This window comes from Chelatococcus sp. KU-N122, assembly GCF_055391085.1.
The window spans coordinates 1,262,322-1,281,252 of record NZ_AP043981.1; the positions used below are offsets into that span (position 1 = coordinate 1,262,322).

The window sequence follows — 18,931 nt, forward strand, 5'->3', positions numbered from 1 at the left end:
GTCGCTAGAGGATGTAGGAGGAGAGCCGGCGAGAAGAAAGGTCGGCTCATGGAAGACGCTGTGCGGACGCGCTACCGCGTGACGGGAATGGATTGCGGCGCTTGCGCCGCCAAGGTCGACGCGGCCGTGCGCCGCCTGCCGGGGATCCAGGACGTCTCGGTCTCGGCGACAGCGGGCACGATGACCGTTCACCACCGGCCGAGCCCCGAGCTGCTGTCGCGCATCGAGGCGCAGCTGGCGCCGCTCGGCTACGGCGTCGCGCCTGCGGCAGGCCACAGCCATGCGCCCGCCCACCAGCATGCGGATGGGCACCTCGATCACGGCCACGAGCACCACGATCACGGCGGCGGCGACCACGCGCATGCGCAGGACAAGGGAGAAGCCGGCGAAGCCGGCCTGAGCGGGCACCTGCACGACCACACGAGCGAGGACGGCCCCTGGTGGCGCAGCCGCAAGGGGCGGCTGACCATCACCTGCGGCGTCGCCCTGCTGCTGGCCTATGTCGCCGGCCGCGCTGTGCCGGAGATCGCGGGCTGGGCGTTCCTCGCCGCCATGCTGGCGGGCCTGGTTCCCATTGCGCGCCGCGCCATCGCCGGCGCCCGGCTGGGCTCGCCGTTCTCGATCGAGACCTTGATGACGATCGCCGCCGTGGGCGCCGTCATCATCGGCGCCACCGAGGAGGCGGCGGCGGTCGTGCTGCTGTTCCTGGTCGGCGAGCTGCTGGAGGGCGTTGCCGCAGGACGGGCGCGGGCGAGCATCAAGGGGCTCGCCGCCCTCGTGCCGAAGACGGCGCTGCTCGACCATGGCGACCGCATCGAGGAGGTGCCGGCGGAGAGCCTCGCCGTGGGCGCGCTCATCCTCGTGCGCCCGGGAGACCGCATCGCCGCCGACGGCGAGGTTGTGGAGGGCGAGAGCGCCATCGACGAGGCCCCGGTCACCGGCGAGAGCATCCCGAAGCTCAAGGGCCCCGGCGCGAGCGTGTTCGCCGGCACGATCAACGGCGATGCCGTGCTGAAGATCCGCGTCACCGCGGCGGCGGCTGACAATACCATCGCCCGCATCGTGCGGCTTGTGGAGGAGGCCCAGGAGAGCAAGGCGCCGACCGAGCGCTTCATCGACCGCTTTTCCCGCTATTACACGCCGGGGGTGATCGTCCTCGGCGCGCTCGTCGCCGTGCTGCCGCCGTTGCTCACGGGCGACGGCTGGAACGAGTGGATCTACAAGGGGCTGGCGATTCTGCTGATCGGCTGCCCCTGCGCGCTCGTCATCTCGACGCCGGCGGCCATCGCCGCGGCGCTGTCGGCCGGCGCGCGCCGCGGCCTCCTCATCAAGGGGGGCGCAGTGCTCGAAACCGTCGGGAAGATCACCGTGGCCGCCTTCGACAAGACCGGCACGCTGACCGCGGGCAAGCCCCAGGTCACCGACGTGATCGGCTTTGGCCGCGGCGAGGCCGAGGTGCTCGCCATGGCGGCCGCGCTGGAGCGCGGGTCGAGCCACCCGCTGGCGCTCGCCGTCCTGGGACGCGCCGAGGCGATGGGCGTGGCCGTGCGCGCCGCCGCCGAGGCCAGGGCCGTGCCCGGCAAGGGCGTAACCGGCACGGTCGACGGAACGGCCCTGTTCCTCGGCTCGCCGCAGGCGGCGGCCGAGCAGGTGACGCTCACCCCCGAGCAGCAGGTCCGCATCGCCAGGCTCAACGACGAGGGCAAGACCGTCTCCGTGCTCGTCGCCGGGCAGGGCGTTGCCGGCCTCGTCGCCGTGCGCGACGAGCCGCGGGCGGACGCCGCCGACGGCCTCGCCGCCCTGCGGGCCGAGGGCGTGTCGGCCGTGATGCTGACCGGCGACAACCGCCGCACGGCGGAGGCGATCGCCCGGGGGCTCGGCATCGAGGCGCGCGCCGAGCTGTTGCCGCAGGACAAGCAGGCCATTGTCCGGAGCTTGCAGGGCGAGGGACGCATCGTCGCCAAGATCGGCGACGGCATCAACGACGCGCCGGCGCTCGCCGCCGCCGACGTCGGCATCGCCATGGGCGGCGGCACCGACGTGGCGCTCGAGACCGGGGACGCCGCCGTGCTGCACGGCCGCGTCACGGACATCGCCCGGATGGTGCGCCTCTCACGCCGCACCATGGCCAACATCCACCAGAACATCACGATCGCGCTCGGCCTCAAGGCCGTGTTCCTGGTCACGACGGTGCTGGGCGTGACGGGGCTGTGGCCGGCCATCCTGGCCGACACCGGCGCCACCGTGCTCGTCACCATGAACGCCCTGCGCCTGCTGCGGGTGAGGCTCGGGTAGACAATCCGAAGCAGGGCTCGCGGGATCGGCGATCCCGGCCGGAATCGCGAAGCGCTCCAGATTCAAATGTTGGAGAATGTCTCTGCAATTGGATGGTGTTCATCCAATTGCAAAGCGCTACCCGCCCAGCGCCCGCGCCGCCTCGATGGCGAGCGGGGCGAAGCGCTTGCGGAAGGCGTCGATCGACCAGTCGCTGAGGGAGCCGGCGATGTGCAGGGCGCCGATGGGCTCGCCCGCCCCGCTGCGGATGGCGGCGGCGAGCACGATCTCGCCGATCAAGGCCTCCTGCGCCGCGAAGGCGTAGCCGTCCTGGCGCGCCTCGTGCACCTTGGCCCAGATGCCGTCGATGGCGGTGATGGTCATCGGCGTGATGGCGCGCCGGTCCGAGCGGGCCAGGATGTCGTCCACGGCCTCGTCCGCCAGATGCGCCAGGCAGCAGCGCCCGCCGGTGGAGGCGAACGTGGGGATGCGCCGTCCGGCCAGCGTCGCATAGAACGTCTCGCGCTTGCTCTGCTGGCGGATGGCATAGACGATCGCCAGGTTGTCGTGCCGGGCGTCGAACAGGCTGAGGTCGACGCGCTCGCCGGTGATCTTGCGCAGGTCGGTCAGCACCGGGGTGGCCCGCTCGATCAGCGGGTTGGAGCGCAGGTAGTCGAAGGAGCGGTCGAGCAGCAAACGCCCGAGTGTGAGGCCGCCGCCCTCCGCCTGCTCCAGGTAGCCGCGGCCGAGCAGGGTCTGCCCGATGCGCTGGGCGGCGCTCTTGGTGATGCCGGCCGCCGCCGCGATCTCGCCCAGCGACTTGGGCCGGGGATCGGCGGCGAATGCCTCCAGCACGTCGAGCGCGCGCGAGACGGACTGGAGGAACAAGCGCTCGTCGACGGCCTGAAACCGCCCGTTGTTATGCATCACATGATCCAGGGTCACAGATCGAGGGAGCGCTTCCATACACTGTCGGCGCGCATGCATGGCATCGGGCGACCCCTTCTTCACAGTAAGGGCGCCGGCGCGGCAGCCGCGCACCTCGCCCCGCCTGCGGGAGAGGTCGGATTGCGCGTAGCGCAAGCCGGGTGAGGGGGCGTGCAGAAATAGGCTGAAGGCCGGTCACGCCATGCGGCTAGCCCCCTCACCCTGCCCTCTCCCCGCAAGCGGGGAGAAGGTACGCGGCGGCTCGGCCGCTGACCTTTGCTGCCCTCACCCCTGCTCGTAGGCGGCGGACCAGGCGTCCGCGACCTCGGCGCCGGTGGCGAACCAGACGCCCGGGAAGGTGCGGATGAAGGCGATCAGCTCCCGGATCAGCGCGATACGGCTCGGCCGGCCGCTCACCTGCGGGTGGAAGATGATGTTGTAGAGCCCGCCCCAGCGGTAGATCTCGCGGAACTCGTCCTGAAAGACGGTGAGCATGTGCTGATTGGTGAAGATCGGCCGGGGGTTCTTGACCGAGAACAGCGCGAAGGGCGCATCATCCAGGCTCCAGTGCCAGGGCAGCTCGATCGGCCCCTTGGAGCCGTCCTCGAACACGTGGCGGTACGGATTGATGTCGTCCATCAGCGACGAGTTGTAGAGAAAATTGTGCTTCTGCAGCAGCTTGAACAGGCCGGCACTGACCTCGCCGGCGGGTGAGCGGTAGCCCTTCGGCACCACGCCGACGGTGCGCTTCAGCGCCTCCAGCCCCTTCTCGATCTCCTCCACCTCGGCCGCCGGGTCGTCGCTGACCCAGCGGTGGGAGTAGCTGTGGTGGGCGACCTCGTGGCCGGCCTTGAGGATCATCTCCAGCCGGCTGGTATGGTTCTCCGCGGTCCAGCCGGGCACGAAGAACGTGCCCTTGACGCCGGCTTCTTCCAGCGTGTCGAGGATCTTGGGCACGCCGACCTTGGCGCCGTACCTGCCCTGGCTCAGCACGCCCGGCCGCCTGACATTGTCCGGATCGCGCGAGGTCCACAGCGTCTCCGCGTCGAAGTCGAAGGTCAGCATCACGGCGCAGCGCGCGCCGTTCGGCCATTTGACGCTCATGTCGTGCATGGACGGTTCTCCCTTTCTACGCTCATTGATCGCGAGGCGTATGGCGGGCGGCGGTATAGCCGCCGTCGACCGGTATGACAGCGCCCGCCACGAACGAGGCGTCGTCCGAGGCGAGGAAGGCGATGACGGCGGCCTGCTCCTCCGGCTGGCAGACCCGGCCGAGCGGTGTCGGGTCGACCTGGAGCTTGATGTAGTGCGGGTCGCGCAGCCGCTGGGCGGTCATCGGCGTCTCCACCACGCCCGGCGCGATGGCGTTGACGAGGATGCCCTCCGGCGCCAGCTCGCCGGCCAGCTGCCGGGTGAAATGGGCGACGCCGGCCTTGGCCACCGCATAGGCGGTGGTGCCGGGATAGCCGATCAGCCCAAAAATCGAGGAGACGTTCACGATGCGGCCGCCGGGCCTGGTCAGCTGCGGGATGACGGCGCGGGTGATGCGCAGCATGGCGTTGAGGTCGGTGTCGATGATGCGGTCGATCAGCGCGTCGTCGGACTCAACCAGCGCCTTGGAGCCGCCGACGCCCGCGTTGTTGACGAGGATGTCGATCCGCCCGAAGGCGGCGAGCGCCGCCTCGACGATGGCGGCTCCCGCCGCGCGGTCGGTGATATCGACGACGAGGCCGGTGCCGCCGACGGCGGCGGCGGTGTCCATGACCTCGGGCAGCACGTCGACCAGCAGCACGCGGGCGCCGTCGGCCGCGAGCCGCCGGGCCGTGGCGCCGCCGATACCGCGAGCGGCGCCGGTGACGATGGCGGCCTTGCCGGAGAAGCGGGTGGGATCAGGCAAGGCGGCCTCCGTCGACGGGCAGGGCGACGCCGGTGGAGAAGGCGGCCGCGTCGCTCAGCAGGTAGAGCACCGCGGCCGCCACCTCGTCCGGCGTGCCGAAGCGGTTCAGGGGATGCTTGGCGGTCATCTCGGCCAGCCGCCGCTGGCGCGCTGCGCCGTCGCCCGCCTGGTCGATGCCGTCGTAGGCCATGGGCGAGTCGATGGTGCCCGGGCAGACGCAGTTGACGCGGATGTTGTCGCGCGCGTGGTTGAGGGCGAGGCTGCGGGTCAGCAGCGTCACCGCGCCCTTGGACGCGGAATAGACCGACAGCATGGGCGAGCCGACGATGCCGGCGGTCGACGAGAACAGCACGACGGAGCCGCGGCCGACCTCGCGCATCTGCGGGATGAAGGCCTTGGCGGCGAGCCACGGCCCCTTCACGTTCACGGCGAAGACGCGGTCGAAGGTTTCTTCGTCCACGTCGATGGCCGGCCGCGCCGGGCCGAGGATGCCGGCCGCCGCGACCAGCATCTCCACCGGGCCGAACGCATCCCGGGCCATCTGGGCCGCCGCCTCCACGTCGGCGGCGCGGGCGGCGTCGCCGATGCAGATCACCGAGCCGGGGCAGGCGGCGGCGGTGTCGTGCAGGCCGGCGCCGTCGCGGTCGAACAGCAGCAGCCGCGCGCCCTCGCGCGCCAGCATGAGCGCCGTCGCCCGGCCGAGGGCGCCGGCAGCGCCGGTGACGGCGACGATGCGGCCGGCGAAACGGTCAGTCATGGGCCTGCCCCCCGAGGTAGAATTCACGCAGCTCGTCCAGCGCCAGGCCGTCGCCGACCTCGCGCTGGTAGGCGATGCGGCCGCCGCGGATGACGTAGACGTAGTCCGCGATGTCGAGCGCCATGCCGACGTTCTGCTCGACCAGGAGCAGCGTCAGCCCGAGGTCGCGCAGCGCCAGGATCGCGTCGGCCACCTCCTCCACCACGCGCGGCGCCAGCGCCGCCGACGGCTCGTCGAGCAGCAGCACCGAGGGCCGCGCCATCAGCGCCCGGCCGATCGACAGCATCTGCCGCTCGCCGCCGGAGAGCATGCCGGCCGCCACCTTGCGCCGCTCGCGCAGGCGCTTGAAGCGCTGGTAGATGCTCTCCAGGTCGGCCGCCACCTCGGCCCGGTGGCGGCGCCGGTGGTAGGCGCCCATCAGCAGGTTCTCCTCGACGCTCATGGCGCCGAAGACCTCCTTGCCCTGCGGCACCAGCGACAGGCCGATGGTGGCGCGCTCCTCCGCCGCCACGTCGTTGATGCGCCGGCCGTCGAGCAGGATCTGCCCCTCGTCCGTCTTCACCAGACCGGCGATGGCCTTGAGCGTCGTCGACTTGCCGGTGCCGTTGCCGCCGAGCAGGGCGACGAGGCCGCCCTTGGGCACGGCGAGGCTGACGCCGTGCAGAATGCGGGTGCGGCCGTAGCCGGCGACGATGTTGTCAAGCGCGAGCACGGCGCCTCCAGCCCGAGCCGATGTAGGCCTCGACGACGGCGGGATCCTTGATGACGCGCTCCGGCTCGCCCTCGGCGATCATGACGCCGGAATCGAGCACCACGACGCGGTCGCACAGGTCGCGCACCACGCGCATGTCATGCTCGACCAGCAGGATGCTCATGCCGAAGGAATCGCGCATGCGCCGGATCAGCTCGATCAGCCGGTCCACGTTGGGCGGCGACAGGCCCGCCGCCGGCTCGTCCAGCACGAACAGCTTGGGCTCGGAGATGATGCCGCGCGCCAGCTCCACCATGCGCTGCTGCCCGATGGACAATGCCGACACCGGCTTCGTCGCGAACGCCTCCAGGTCGAACCAGGCGAGCAGCTCGCGCGCCCGGGCGCGCACCCGGGCCTCCTCGGCCCGCGCCGCCTTGGCCCCGAAGAGGCTGTCGGCGAGGCTGCTCTTCATGCGGATGTGGCGGGCCAGCAGCAGGTTGTCCTCGACGCTGAGCGACCCGAACAGCCGCAGCATCTGGAAGCTGCGGGCCATACCCAGGCGCGCCCGCGCGTGCGGCGGCAGGCGGGAGATGTCCTGCCCGTCGAAGACGAAGCGGCCTTCGTTGGCAGCCAGCTCGCCGGTGATCAGGTTGACCAGCGTGGACTTGCCGGAGCCGTTGGGACCGATCAGCCCGACGATCTCGCCAGGCCCCACGGTGAGGCTGGCGCCGCTGACCGCCACGACGCCGCCGAAGCGCCTGGTGACGCCGACCACCTCGAGCACCGGCGCGCTCACGACCGGCGCTCCGCCGGGTAGAGCCGCCCCATGATGCCCTCCGGCATCAGCGTGATGGTGACCACCAGCAGCACGCCGAAGATGAGCAGCTTGTATTCGGCGAAGCGTCCCAGGAGCTCCGGGAGCAGGGTGAGCAGCACGGCGCCGAGGATCGGGCCGACGAACGTGCCCTTGCCGCCGACGATCATCATCGCGACCACCGTGGCGGAGATCCAGATGGTGAAATCGTCGGGCGTCACGCCCTGCATGGCATGGGCGGTGACGACCCCGGCCGCCCCCGCCATCGCCGCGGCAATGGCGAAGGCGGCGAGCTTGCCGCGCGTGGTGTCGAGACCCACAGCGCTGGCCAGGGTCTCGTCGTCGCGGATGCCGATCCACTCCCGCCCCAGGCGCGAGCGGGTGAGCCGCCAGGCGACGAAGACGAGCCCGACCGCGAGCGCCAGCGTCAGCCAGAAATAGGAACGGAGGCTCGAGATCTCGAACAGCGTCGTGCCGAAGGCGCCGACCGGCCCGACCGCCGGCACGGGGAGCCCCACTTGGCCGCCGGTGAAGGACGACCATTGCGTCAGCGTGAGGTAGACGATGGTCTGGAAGGCGATGGTGACGATCGCCAGGAAGTGGCCCTTGACGCGCAGGGCCGGAACGCCGAGCGCCAGCCCGAAGGCGCCGGCGACCACCATGCCGGCGGGCAGGTTGACCCAGAAGCCGGTGCCGAGATCCCGCGCCATGATGGCGGTCGTATAGGCGCCGATGCCGTAGAAGGCGCCCTGGGCGAAGGAGAACTGGCCGCAATAGCCGGCGACGAGGTTGAGGCCGGTGGCGACGATCACATAGAACAGCGCCACCATCAGCACGTTGACCTCGTAGCCGCCGAGCACGAGCGGCGACAGGGCCAGCAGCGCCACGACGGCGAGGGCGGCGAACAGGGGCTTCATGAGCGCTCGACCGCCGCGCCGAACAGGCCCTGCGGGCGGAACAGCAGCACCGCGATGACGACGATGAAGCCGACGATGTCGCGCAGCCCGTTGGTCAGGTAGGCCGAGGTCATCGATTCCGTGATGCCGAGCAGCAGGCCTGCCGCGGCGGCGCCGGCGATATTGCCCATGCCGCCGAGGATGACGACGGTGAAGGCCTTGAGCACGATCATGTTGCCGATCAGCGGGTGCACCATAAACACCGACGACATGAGGAAGCCGGCGACCCCGGCCAGCGACGCGCCCACCATGAAGGTCACCACGGCGACGCGCTCGACGCGCACGCCGCACAGGCGCGCGACGGTCGCGTGCTGCGCCATGGCGCGCAGGCTGCGGCCGGTCCAGGTGTAGCGGAGCACGACGTAGAGCGTCGTGATCAGCACGATCATGGCGATCGGGATCAGCGCGCGCTGCATCGGCATGAACACCGGGCCGATCTCGACCGGGATGGTGGCGAGGGAGGTGCGCAGCAGCAGCGGCTGCGGGCCGAGCGCGAGCAGCGCGGCGTTCTGCAGCGCCACCGCCAGGCCGAACGAGGCGATGATCGAGCTGGTCGCGTCGCGGTGCTTGAGCGGCTTGTTGAGGATGGCCTCGGCACCGAGGCCGAGGCCGCAGGAGAAGACCACGACGACGCCGACCGCCGCCAGTAGCGGCAGGCCGAGCAGGGTGACGGCGAAGATGCCGGCGTAGGCCCCCAGCATGTAGAACTCGCCGTGGGCGAAGTTGACGACGCCCAGGATGCCGAAGATCAGGGTGAGACCGACGGCCACCAGGACGTAGGTGCTGCCGATGACCACGCCGTTGGCCAGGTACTGCAGGAAGAGATCCAAGGGACAGGCTCCTCTGTCGGCGCCTGGCTCAGGAGCCCGACAGGATGCGCTTGCCGTCCTTGATGATGGCGATGAACATCGGGAAGTTCACGCTGCCGTGCTCGTCGAAGGCGGCCGTGGCCCCCTTCGGTCCCTGGACGATGGGGAAGTCCTTCAGACCGGATTTCAGCATCTGCTGCACGGCGAGGCTGTCGGGCTTGCCGACCCGGCGCAGGGCCTCGATGGCGATGCTGGTGGAATCGAAGCCCAGCGCGTTGAGCGTGCCGGGCTCGGAGCCGTAGGCCTGCTTGAAGCGCGCGGCGAAGGCGCGGCCGGCCTCGTTGGGCGTGGACGGCTCATAGAGCGAGGCCACGGCGAAGCCCTCGGAGGCGGGGCCGGCGAGCTTGATGAAATCGTCGCTCAGCATCGAGCCGGAGCCGACGAACTGCGCCTTGAGGCCCACCTCCGCCGCCTGGCGGACGATGGTGGCGCCGTCCCCGATCCAGCCGGCGATGTAGACGACATCGGGCTTGAGCGTGCGGATCTTGGTGAGCATGGACGAAAAATCCTGCTCGCCGGCGTTGAAGCTCTCGCGCGCGACGATCTTGCTGCCGGCCGCGTCGACCACGCTGGTGACCTTGTCGGCCAAGGTCACGCCGTAGTTGGTGGCGTCGTGCAGGATCGCCACGGTCTTGGCCTTGAACTGGCCGACGATGGCTTTCGCCGTGTCCGCGCCCTGGCCGTTGCTGTCGGGCCAGGCACGGAAGAACCACGGGTCGCCCACCGGGTTGGCGTCGGTGGCGGCGGCGCCGGTCGAGCCGCCGGACAGCATCGGCACCTTGTACTCGCGCGCCACCTTGGAGGCGGCGAGGACGACCGCGGTCGGATAGGTGCCGATGATGAACGGCACCTTGTCGCGCTCGATGAGCTTGCGGACCGCCGTGACGCCCTTGGTCGAATTGCCTTCGTCGTCCTCGACGACGAGCTCCAGCTTGCGCCCGAAGACGCCGCCCTTGTCGTTGGCCTCCTTCACGGCGAACTCGACGCCCTTGAGGATCTGATGCCCCTCGATGGAGGCCGGGCCCGACAGGCTGAGCATGCAGCCGATGCGGAGCGGCCCCGTCTCCTGGGCCGTGGCGGCGAGCGGTGCCAGCGTCGCCACCCCGAGCGCTGCAACCATGAATCTGCGGCGAGAGATGCGGATCAAGGCTGGCTCCTGGGCTGCGGCATGTCGTATCGATATCCGATACGCCTATATCGAGATGGTGCGCCGCCGCGTCGAAGCCTGTCAAACAGAATTTTCTCCAATCTTGCCCAAAGACGATAACATCCATGCCTTTTCGAGTGGCAGTCGGCCGACTTGCAGCGCGGGGCCCACTCGGATCATAATATCGGATATCGATCTATTCGTATTGCGTATCAATACGTTTGGGCCTCGCCGCCACTGGGCGGGCGCCGCTTCATCCGCTGGAGGACTGCCATGGCCAACGACACCGCCGCATCCGTCACGGAAGCGATCCCGCTCGAGGGATTGTCGGCGCCGGCCGAGATCCGCATCGACCGCTGGGGCATCTGTCATATCAAGGCGGCGAGCGCGGCGGACGCGTTTTTTGCGCAGGGGTTCAACGCGGCCCGCGACCGGCTCTGGCAGATCGACCTCTGGCGCAAGCGCGGCCTCGGCCTGCTCGCGGCCGATTTCGGGCCCGGCTATCTGGCCCAGGACTGCGCCTCCCGCGCCTTCCTGTTCCGCGGCGACATGGACGCGGAGTGGACGAGCTACGCGCCGGATGCGCGGGCCATCTGCACCGCCTTCGCCAACGGCGTGAACGCCTACGTGGCGCTGACCGAGCGCGAGCCGGCGCGCCTGCCCGTCGAGTTCGGGCTGACGGGAACGCGCCCGGCGCGCTGGGAGCCCCAGGACGTGGTCCGCATCCGCAGCCACGCGCTGACGCGCAACGCGCTGTCCGAGATCATGCGCGCCTGCCTCGCCTCCCGCACCGACGACGCCACCGACCTGCTGCGCAAGAACCTCGAGCCGCGGGTCGTCCCGGCCAATCCGGGCGGCCTCGACCTCGCCTCGATCCCGCTCGAGGTGCTCGACCTGTTCAAGCTCGCGACCGCAGGCGTCAGCTTTTCCGACGAGCGCTTGCAGGCGCCCCTCGCCGAGGAGGGGCGATGGACCAAGGTGAACGACCTGAGCGAGGTTGTCGCCGATGCCGAGTGGACCGGCTCGAACAACTGGGCCGTGGCGCCGGCGCGCACCGGCAGCGGTCGCCCGGTCATCGCCGGCGACCCGCACCGCACCCACGGCGTGCCGTCGCTGCGCTACCTGGTCCACCTCACCGCGCCGGACTTTGACGTGATCGGCGCCGGCGAGCCGTCGATGCCGGGCATCTCCATGGGCCACAACGGCACCATCGCCTTCACCCAGACCATCTTCGGCTCGGACCAGGAGGACATTTACGTCTACGAGACGGAGCCCGGGAACCCGGACCGCTATCGCTACGGCGACGAGTGGGTCGCCATGGAGGTGAGCCACGAGCGCTTCCAGGTGAAGGGCGAAGCCGACCAGGTGCGCCCGCTGCGCTTCACCCGCCACGGGCCCGTGCTCTACGCCGATCCGGAGCGGCGCGTCGCCTACGCCGTCCGCTCGGCCTGGTTCGAGCCCGGCGCCGGCGCCTATCTGGCCGGCCTGTCGTCCATGCGCGCCAAAAACCTCGAGGAGTTCCGCGACGCCATCCGGCGCTTCGCCACGCCCTCGCTCAACCACGTCTACGCCGATACCAGCGGCACCATCGCCTGGCTGCCCTTCGGCATGACGCCGATCCGCCGCGCCTGGGACGGGCTGCTGCCCGTGCCCGGCGACGGCCGCTTCGAGTGGGACGGCTTCGTCGACCTCGACGACATGCCGAGCCTGGTCAATCCGCCGGACGGCTTCGTCGCCAGCGCCAACGAGTTCAACATCCCCCGGGCTGGAACGAGGAGCGGGCGCGCATCGGCTACGAGTGGCTGGAGAACAGCCGCGCCGCGCGCATCCGCGAGGTGCTGGCCGCCGACGCCACGCACTCGGTGGCGGCCTCCGCCGCGCTGCAGACCGACACCGTCTCGATGCCGGCCCGCCGGCTGCAGGCGCTGCTGGGAGCGATCACGCCGGGCGCCGACGCGGATCTTGCCGCGGGCCGTGCCATGCTGCTCGCCTGGGACAACGCGCTGCACGCGGACTCGGCTGCGGCGGCGCTCTCGGAGCTGTGGTTCACCAGGCACCTGAAGCCGGCGCTGTTCGCCCTGTTCGTGCCCGACCCCGCGTTGCGCGCCCTGCTGGCGCCCGGCGACGTCGAGGGCATGCTCCAGGCCCTGGAGCAGCCGGACCATCACTTCGGCGACGATCCGCCCGCGGCGCGCGATCGGCTGCTGGCGGAGACGCTGGCGGCGGCCGTGCGGGACGCGCGCGACCGCCTGGGGCCTGACCCCGGCCACTGGCAATGGGGCGCGCTGCACCACGGCTATTTCGAGCACGCGCTGAGCGGCGTCGCCGGCGCCAAGGCCGCGAAGGCGCTCGACGTCGGCCCCCTGCCCAAGGGCGGCGGCGGCTCCACCGTCATGCTCGCCGCCTACCGGCCCCAGGATTTTCGCGTGACCACCGGCGCCTCCGTGCGCTTCGTGCTCGACGTGGGCAACTGGGACGCCAGCCTCTGCGTCAACACGCCCGGCCAGTCCGGCGACAGCCGCTCGCCGCACTACCGCGACCTCTCGGTGCTGTGGGCCAAGGGCGAATACGTGCCGTTCGTCTATTCGCAGCAGGCGGTGGAGGCGGCGACGGCGCAGCGGATCAGGCTGGTGCCGGCGAGCGGCAAGCTCGAGGCCGCCGCCGGCGGGTGAGGGCCGGCGGCGGCGCGGATCCGCCGGTGCGGATGAGGTTGAGATCGAAACGCGCGGCGGCACCCGCGATGTCCGGGGAGCCACGCCTGGGCCACCGACCGATCGGCGCGAAGCCATGGCCTCGTTGTCGCGCCGAAGCAACGCGCGGCGACCCGACGGCATTGCTTCATCGCGGTGCCGTCCGAAGCAGACGCGCGGCAGGGCGAGCCGCCCGCGTACGAAACCTGCGCCAGCTATGACACCTGTTTCACACCGGGTGGCTGCCAAGTCCCTTCGCCCGGCGGCAGGACCGAAGGTGGCGTAGGCTTCGGCCAATAGAGACGCATCACGAGATAGATGGTGTCATCCGGCGCCGGGAGCCAATTTGCTTCCTTGTCCGCACCGGGGCTGTCCTTTTGAATGTATAGCGTCAGCGAGCCGTCCGCCTCCTTCTTCATCGCCGGCAACATCGGAGAGTTGATGAGGTAGCGATTGATCGGATTCTTGACCAGGAGCTGGCTCTTGCCGTCGTACATCGTAACAGACCAGAACGCATTCACTGGCGGCAACTGGCCGGGTGCGAAGGTGATGGTGTACTTGTGCTTGCTGCTGTCGAGCAGCTCACCGGCCGCGTCCTTTCGGGTGTAGGGGTACATGGCTTCCACGGCATCGTTGCCATAGAGACCGCCCTTGGCAGCCCCGGCCCGCATCAACCAATCACCGTTGAAGAAGGCCTCGTTGCCGAAGAACGAGCCGACGTTCCAGCCGTTGATGGCCTTGTTTCCGCCGGCCAGCCATCTGTCGACCTTGTCGTCACCCTGCTTCATGCCGACCAGGATTTCGGCTTTATGTTCGAGCGACAGATCCTTGAAATCGAAGGTCTTGCCGGGACCGATGCCAATCTTGGCAAGTTTCGCGCGAATTGCCTTGTCCCTTGGCGTCTCGGGGACGAATCGCAGGGCTGCGTCGAGATACTGGAAGAAGTTGTCCTTGATCCCGGCCGTGGTGGCCGGAAGGAACTCGATCTTGGGCGCGGCAGGCGGGGCTGGGCGCTTAAGAAAGGCAGAAAGCGGCTGCGCCTTGTAGCCGGCCTGGATTTTCTCGACGTTCGGCATGTCGTCGGGGTTGAAGAGCTGGGTGCGGATAAGCGCGAGCGTGAACGGCGTCGTCGATTGGAAGACCTGCTTGATTCCGGTGGGCGTTTCACTTTTCCAGTCGGGGCCGACCACCAGATAGTCGCCCGGCTCGGCCCGTGTGGCGCGCGTGCCGATGTAGCCGAAATTGTAGGTGTTGCCGTCGATGAGCTGGACCGCGTAGTAGCGGTCCTTTTCGATTATCGGCACCGAGATAACCATCGGTTCAGCGCGCAGATCCAGCCAGATGACCGAGTAAGGGGTGTCGCTGTTCGGCGTGATGACCGCCGTATCCGCCGGGGTGGCGACATGGTGCATGTTGTTGATTTCGTTGAACGGCGCCTTGAACTGCCCCGAGTTCTTATCAACGGCGAATTCTTGCATGACCGCGTAATTCATCACCAGCGGCAGGCCGAAGATGAAGCCTTCTTCGGCGATGTCCTTGGCCTCCAACAGCCAGGGCCATTCGGCTTTGTTCTGCGCAAGAGCCGGGGTAGACTTCGCCGTCGTGGCGGCGAGTGCAGCTATCGCGGCAGAGCGGAGCAGATCGCGTTTTGTAAGCATCTGGACAACTTCCTTCCGATTCGCAATTTATCGTTGAGCGCGCATAGGCAGCAGAAGCCTCGCCTGACCACGCCCGCTGCGCGTCCGAGACGCCGGTCCGGCCATCGGCAGCGTCGTCACGCTCACGGCCGACAACCTCCTCGGCTATAGTCAAAGCCATGCCGACGGCTTCAAACGAGTTCCCCCGTTTGTCCGACACACTTATATTGCGCCACAAAGCAGCAATCGGCCTTCGAGACCACTCATTTTACGCCACCATGGCGGTACCTCCGGAGCGTCCCGCGCATGGCTGAGATTCCGGTCATCTCCAACCACATACTGCACGGCGTGCCGGCTTTCGTGCGTCATCAAATCGGGGAAAAGGCGCTTCTGCACGCCAACCGCGCCGCGGGCTTCGATCCCGAGCTGACCGAGGACCGGAATTGCTTCATCCCGCACGCGGCGGTGGTCGGCTTCGTGAATGCCGCGGCCAGAGCGGCGGGCGAGCCCAACCTCGGGATCCTGATGGCCCCAGCGATGAACGTTGCCAACTATGGCAGCTTCGGGCGCTACGTGCTCGGCGCCGACACCCTCGGGCAATCCATCGAACGCGCCATTGCGGCGCTTTCTTATCATAGCACCGATGACAGGATGTCGGTCGCAATCGTCGGCAACGAAGCGCGATATAGCTACGGCTTCGCCTTAGCCGGCCGCGCCGGCTACGACATGATCGCCGGAGCCGCGGCCGGCGTCCTGCTGAGCGTCCTCAGGGCCTATTTGCCCGGTGGCTGGCGGCCGCTGCGGATTGAGCTCGATATCGACAAGCCACGCCAGACCGGGCTGTTCGAAGACGTCTTCCAGTGCCCGGTGCTCTTCAACGCACCAGCCGTGACCATTGTCATGGAACGCCATCATCTGCGGGCTGCTCCGCGGCGCGCGTCATGGGCGATGACCACCATCGAGGATGTGGCGCGAGACCGCCGGGGCGGCGCTCCGCGGGATCTGCTCGACGTCGTCGTGGAGCAGGTCCGCGCCCAAGTTCTCACCGGCAGCGTCTCCATCGAGAGTGCCGCGCAATCGATGGACACCAGCGTCCGAACGCTGCAACGCGAGCTGAATCGAGCTGGCACCGATTTTCGCGGCTTGGCGAGCGCGGTCAGGATTCAGCGCGCCACTGAGCTGCTCCGGCACACGAATGGCTCGATCACCCGCGTTTCGGCGGAGATGGGATATTCCTCTCCCGCCAATTTCGCACGCGCTTTCCGAAAGGCCACCGGCCACGGACCACGGGAGTTTCGCCGTCTTTGACGCGTCGGTGGCCGGGCGGCGCGCGCGAGCGCAGGTTGCGCGTCCGATTGACAGTCCGCGGCGCGCGCAACAGGATATTGAAATCAATCAAGAGTCCGGGCGTTGCCCGGCTCTGAAAGAACGCGCCGAAAGCGTGCGTTCAGGGCCTCCTGCCGGCGGCACGTCGTCCGGCGCGCGGCGCTCAGGGAGGCTCTGCATGATGTCCGAAAACGGCAGGGACGTCGTCGGACAGCTAGCGAAGCTAGCAAGCGACATTCGCTCGGCAAACGCCCTCGACGCTGCCACGGACGCCGTCTTGAGCGCGGGACAGGTGGTCGGGATGCCGAACCCCGTCCTGGTCGACAATGTGCTGCTGGAGCGCCGGCTGGACCGAATCTGTGCGGCCCTGGGCGAATCGAAAGCGCTGATCGACTGGTGGCACGCCAACCAGATCGGCCGCATTCACCTGGACGTGCGGCGCGGCCTGCGCGAACGCCTGCCGTTCCGGAGCTGGCTGATGGACGGCGACGAAGCCGACCTGTCGCCCCAGGACAAGGCCATACGGGCGCAGCAGTGCGACTTCGGCATTTGCTCGTGCATCGGCGTGCCCGTTCACCTGCCGGACGGCGGCACGGCCTATGTGGGCTGGAGCAGCGAGACCTGGGGCACCGCCTCGTCCCCCCTGGTCGGCGACGCTCACTTCGGGCTCCAGGCGGTCGCCTACGCCTTCATCGACGCCCTCGAGCGGATGCAGGCGGCGCGCGGCGAGCCGCAGGGGCGGCCGGGGCTCCGGGCGCGCGAGCGCGACTGCGTGCGCCTCGTCGCCGGTGGCTGCACGATCAAAGAGGTGGCGCGCTCCCTCTCGCTGTCGCCGTTCACCGTGCGCGAATACCTGGGCAATGCCATGCGGCGGTTCGAAGCCCGCAACCTCCCCCAGCTGGTGTCGATCGCCTTCCGCCGCGGCGAGATCGGCCTCGAATGACCGCTGCCGCCCATCCCCTTCTTTGTAGGGATTGAGCGGTGCCTTAGGCCGATTGTATCGGTCGGATGACGCCTCCGGCACGCACCGGGGACGCAAAGGGAGGAGCGAGCATGCCGCAGCACCACCCCGCCGACCGCTGGCCCGGCAAGCACCTCGGCCACGGCGCACGCGCCCGCCTCGGCTGGCATCTGGCCAAGACGAAGATGCGCATCCCATTCGGGCGGCTGCTGCTTCGGCTCAAATCCACCGCCCTCGACGGCCCGCCGATCGGGCCGGAGCCGCCTTTCGGCAACGGCCCGGCGCGCGTGCCGATCCGCGTCGCGGTCGCCTCGCGCTCGCGGATGAGCCCTTCCGCCCCGGACGTGCTCCGGCCGTCGCCTCTGGCGGGCCTGCTGGAGGGGCGGCAAGGCTAGCCCGACAGCCCCATAGCGATGACACCGGCACCCGGGCCGGACGGCGGCGCGCTTGCCGAAGCGCCCTGCGCCACAGTCGTGGAGTGGACCTTGTGAGCACGCGCGAGCAGACGTTGCGCCTTGGTTTGAGCGATTACCTTCGCCACACGTGGAATGCCCCGACGGATGTCACCGATCTCGCCCGCATACCGGGCGGCGCCTCCCGCGAGACATGGAAATGCAGCGCGCGGACCGGAGAGAGCTCTCGCGGCCTGATCGTGCGAATCGATCCCGTCTCCAGCCTGATCGACACGGACCGGCGCACCGAATACTTGACGATGGACGCGGTGTACCGGGCGGGACTGCCGGTCGCGGAGCCGCTGCTGCTGGAGGAGGACAGCCGCTGGCTCGGCCGGCCGTTCTCCGTCTCGGCCGAGGTGACGGGCTGCGAGGCCTCGCCCGAGGGCCTGCCGCCGGCCCATCGCGAGAGCATGGGCTGCCAGCTCTGGGGCCTCTTGGGCGAGATCGCCCGCCTCGACCCCATCGCCCTGGGGCTCGACCGCTTCATGCCCATGCCGACCGTCGCGACCTGCGCCATGGAGCAGCTGGACTATTGGCACAAGGTGATCGTCGACGACGAGCTGCATCCCAATCCGGTGGCCCACGCCGCCGTCCGCTGGTTGCAGAAGCATCCGCCGCCGCCGGCACAGAAGCTCAGCCTCGTGCACGGCGATTATCGCACCGGAAACTTCCTCTATACCTCCGGCGGCGACATCAAGGCCATTCTCGACTGGGAAATGGCGCACATCGGCGACCCGCTGGAGGATCTCGCCTGGTCGCTCGATCCGCTCTGGCACTGGCAGCAGCCCGAGCTCGCCGGCCGGCTGGTGCCGCATAAGGAGGCCATACGGCATTGGGAAGAGGCGAGCGGCCTCGAGCTGGATGTGGAGGCCTTCCGCTGGTGGAAGATCTTCGCGTCGCTCAAGGGCATCGGCATCTGGATCTCGTCGAGCGAGGATTTTCACAGCGGCGCCAGCAAGGACCCGATCCTGGCGATCGCCGGGTGGCTGATGACCGATCGCCAGCAGCAGATCCTGCTCGACTACCTCTCCCCCAGCTCGCCGCGGCGCTTCTACGAGGTGACGGCATGATCCCGCGCGGCGCCGACGGCATCCGGCATCTGGCCACCCGGCTGGCCGTGGATCTCATGCCACGCGCGGGCGACAGCTACATGGCGGCTGATCTGTCGCTGATGGCGGCGCTCGTCAGCATCGTCGCGCAGGACTACGACCGGGCGGCAGATGTGCTGGCGTCCGACTATAACGACATCTGCGAGATCTTTCGCGAAGCGCTCCCGCATCTGCACGACCCGGCGCTGGAAAGCCGCATGCTGTCGGTCCGTGGCCTGAACGCGCAAAGCCTGCGCGTACACGAGCAGAGCGCGCGCACCGATGCGGCCTTGCGCGTGCTGATCGAGCTGCATGCGGCAGTCGAGGACCTCGAGGCCCGCGGCGTGCCCTGGGCCGCCGGGCTCAACGGCAAGGTCTGGGACTATCTCGCCCGCTATGTGGCGCGGCGAACCTACCAGATGGACGCGTGAATACAGCCTCA

At 69.2% G+C, this 18,931-nt stretch carries 17 protein-coding genes and 1 pseudogene; 8 read left to right on the forward strand and 10 right to left on the reverse strand.

Features of this window, described 5'->3' with window-relative positions; genetic code table 11:
- Positions 1 to 48 precede the first annotated feature (48 nt).
- Positions 49 to 2,295, forward strand: coding sequence for a heavy metal translocating P-type ATPase (locus tag ACZ5PO_RS05625; RefSeq protein ID WP_464191128.1), 2,247 nt, complete (start codon positions 49 to 51; stop codon positions 2,293 to 2,295).
- Positions 2,296 to 2,412: 117 nt separating this feature from the next.
- Here ACZ5PO_RS05625 and ACZ5PO_RS05630 read toward each other — a convergent pair whose 3' ends face one another.
- The 9 genes from ACZ5PO_RS05630 to ACZ5PO_RS05670 form a co-directional block, all read right to left on the reverse strand.
- Positions 2,413 to 3,201 (reverse strand): IclR family transcriptional regulator, encoded by a 789-nt coding sequence (locus tag ACZ5PO_RS05630; protein WP_464191130.1) that lies wholly within the window; start codon positions 3,199 to 3,201, stop codon positions 2,413 to 2,415.
- Positions 3,202 to 3,486: 285 nt separating this feature from the next.
- The gene (locus ACZ5PO_RS05635) at positions 3,487 to 4,314 is read right to left on the reverse strand and encodes a polysaccharide deacetylase family protein (protein WP_464191132.1); all 828 of its coding nucleotides are present in this window, start codon (positions 4,312 to 4,314) and stop codon (positions 3,487 to 3,489) included.
- A gap of 22 nt (positions 4,315 to 4,336) precedes the next feature.
- Positions 4,337 to 5,098 carry an SDR family NAD(P)-dependent oxidoreductase gene (locus ACZ5PO_RS05640; protein WP_464191134.1) on the reverse strand — a complete coding sequence of 254 codons (762 nt, stop codon included), beginning with the start codon at positions 5,096 to 5,098 and terminating at the stop codon, positions 4,337 to 4,339.
- Positions 5,091 to 5,855, reverse strand: a complete 765-nt coding sequence (locus ACZ5PO_RS05645) for an SDR family NAD(P)-dependent oxidoreductase (RefSeq protein ID WP_464191136.1) — start codon at positions 5,853 to 5,855, stop codon at positions 5,091 to 5,093. Before ACZ5PO_RS05645 ends, ACZ5PO_RS05640 begins: the two co-directional genes overlap by 8 nt.
- Positions 5,848 to 6,567 (reverse strand): ABC transporter ATP-binding protein, encoded by a 720-nt coding sequence (locus ACZ5PO_RS05650; protein WP_464191138.1) that lies wholly within the window; start codon positions 6,565 to 6,567, stop codon positions 5,848 to 5,850. Before ACZ5PO_RS05650 ends, ACZ5PO_RS05645 begins: the two co-directional genes overlap by 8 nt.
- Positions 6,554 to 7,342 carry an ABC transporter ATP-binding protein gene (locus tag ACZ5PO_RS05655; protein WP_464191140.1) on the reverse strand — a complete coding sequence of 263 codons (789 nt, stop codon included), beginning with the start codon at positions 7,340 to 7,342 and terminating at the stop codon, positions 6,554 to 6,556. Before ACZ5PO_RS05655 ends, ACZ5PO_RS05650 begins: the two co-directional genes overlap by 14 nt.
- Positions 7,339 to 8,277 carry a branched-chain amino acid ABC transporter permease gene (locus ACZ5PO_RS05660; protein WP_464191142.1) on the reverse strand — a complete coding sequence of 313 codons (939 nt, stop codon included), beginning with the start codon at positions 8,275 to 8,277 and terminating at the stop codon, positions 7,339 to 7,341. The genes ACZ5PO_RS05655 and ACZ5PO_RS05660 overlap by 4 nt, the downstream gene beginning before the upstream one ends.
- Complete coding sequence (locus ACZ5PO_RS05665; RefSeq protein WP_464191144.1) at positions 8,274 to 9,146, reverse strand: branched-chain amino acid ABC transporter permease; 873 nt, start codon at positions 9,144 to 9,146, stop codon at positions 8,274 to 8,276. Before ACZ5PO_RS05665 ends, ACZ5PO_RS05660 begins: the two co-directional genes overlap by 4 nt.
- Positions 9,147 to 9,174: 28 nt before the next feature.
- Entirely contained in the window at positions 9,175 to 10,332 is a 1,158-nt protein-coding gene (locus ACZ5PO_RS05670; RefSeq protein WP_464191146.1) for an ABC transporter substrate-binding protein, read from the reverse strand.
- A 273-nt stretch (positions 10,333 to 10,605) separates the two neighbouring features.
- Between ACZ5PO_RS05670 and ACZ5PO_RS05675 the strand changes: the two are divergent.
- A pseudogene (locus tag ACZ5PO_RS05675) lies at positions 10,606 to 12,042 on the forward strand (penicillin acylase family protein); the annotation flags it as partial.
- Between the two features lie 125 nt (positions 12,043 to 12,167).
- On the forward strand, positions 12,168 to 13,004 hold the full coding sequence (locus tag ACZ5PO_RS05680; RefSeq protein ID WP_464191148.1) for a penicillin acylase family protein: 837 nt from the start codon (positions 12,168 to 12,170) through the stop codon (positions 13,002 to 13,004).
- Positions 13,005 to 13,237: 233 nt separating this feature from the next.
- Here ACZ5PO_RS05680 and ACZ5PO_RS05685 read toward each other — a convergent pair whose 3' ends face one another.
- Positions 13,238 to 14,680: a DUF1254 domain-containing protein gene (locus ACZ5PO_RS05685; protein WP_464191150.1), complete on the reverse strand. Its 1,443-nt coding sequence runs from the start codon at positions 14,678 to 14,680 to the stop codon at positions 13,238 to 13,240.
- Between the two features lie 285 nt (positions 14,681 to 14,965).
- Between ACZ5PO_RS05685 and ACZ5PO_RS05690 the strand changes: the two genes are divergently transcribed.
- The 5 genes from ACZ5PO_RS05690 to ACZ5PO_RS05710 all read left to right on the forward strand — a co-directional run bounded on the left by ACZ5PO_RS05690 (position 14,966) and on the right by ACZ5PO_RS05710 (position 18,920).
- Positions 14,966 to 15,967: an AraC family transcriptional regulator gene (locus ACZ5PO_RS05690; RefSeq protein ID WP_464191152.1), complete on the forward strand. Its 1,002-nt coding sequence runs from the start codon at positions 14,966 to 14,968 to the stop codon at positions 15,965 to 15,967.
- A 319-nt stretch (positions 15,968 to 16,286) separates the two neighbouring features.
- Entirely contained in the window at positions 16,287 to 16,928 is a 642-nt protein-coding gene (locus ACZ5PO_RS05695; RefSeq protein WP_464191154.1) for a response regulator transcription factor, read from the forward strand.
- 110 nt (positions 16,929 to 17,038) lie between these two features.
- Positions 17,039 to 17,341, forward strand: coding sequence for a hypothetical protein (locus ACZ5PO_RS05700; RefSeq protein ID WP_464191157.1), 303 nt, complete (start codon positions 17,039 to 17,041; stop codon positions 17,339 to 17,341).
- Positions 17,342 to 17,433: 92 nt separating this feature from the next.
- Positions 17,434 to 18,471, forward strand: coding sequence for a phosphotransferase family protein (locus tag ACZ5PO_RS05705; protein WP_464191159.1), 1,038 nt, complete (start codon positions 17,434 to 17,436; stop codon positions 18,469 to 18,471).
- On the forward strand, positions 18,468 to 18,920 hold the full coding sequence (locus tag ACZ5PO_RS05710) for a hypothetical protein (RefSeq protein WP_464191162.1): 453 nt from the start codon (positions 18,468 to 18,470) through the stop codon (positions 18,918 to 18,920). The genes ACZ5PO_RS05705 and ACZ5PO_RS05710 overlap by 4 nt, the downstream gene beginning before the upstream one ends.
- The last annotated feature ends 11 nt before the right edge of the window (positions 18,921 to 18,931 follow it).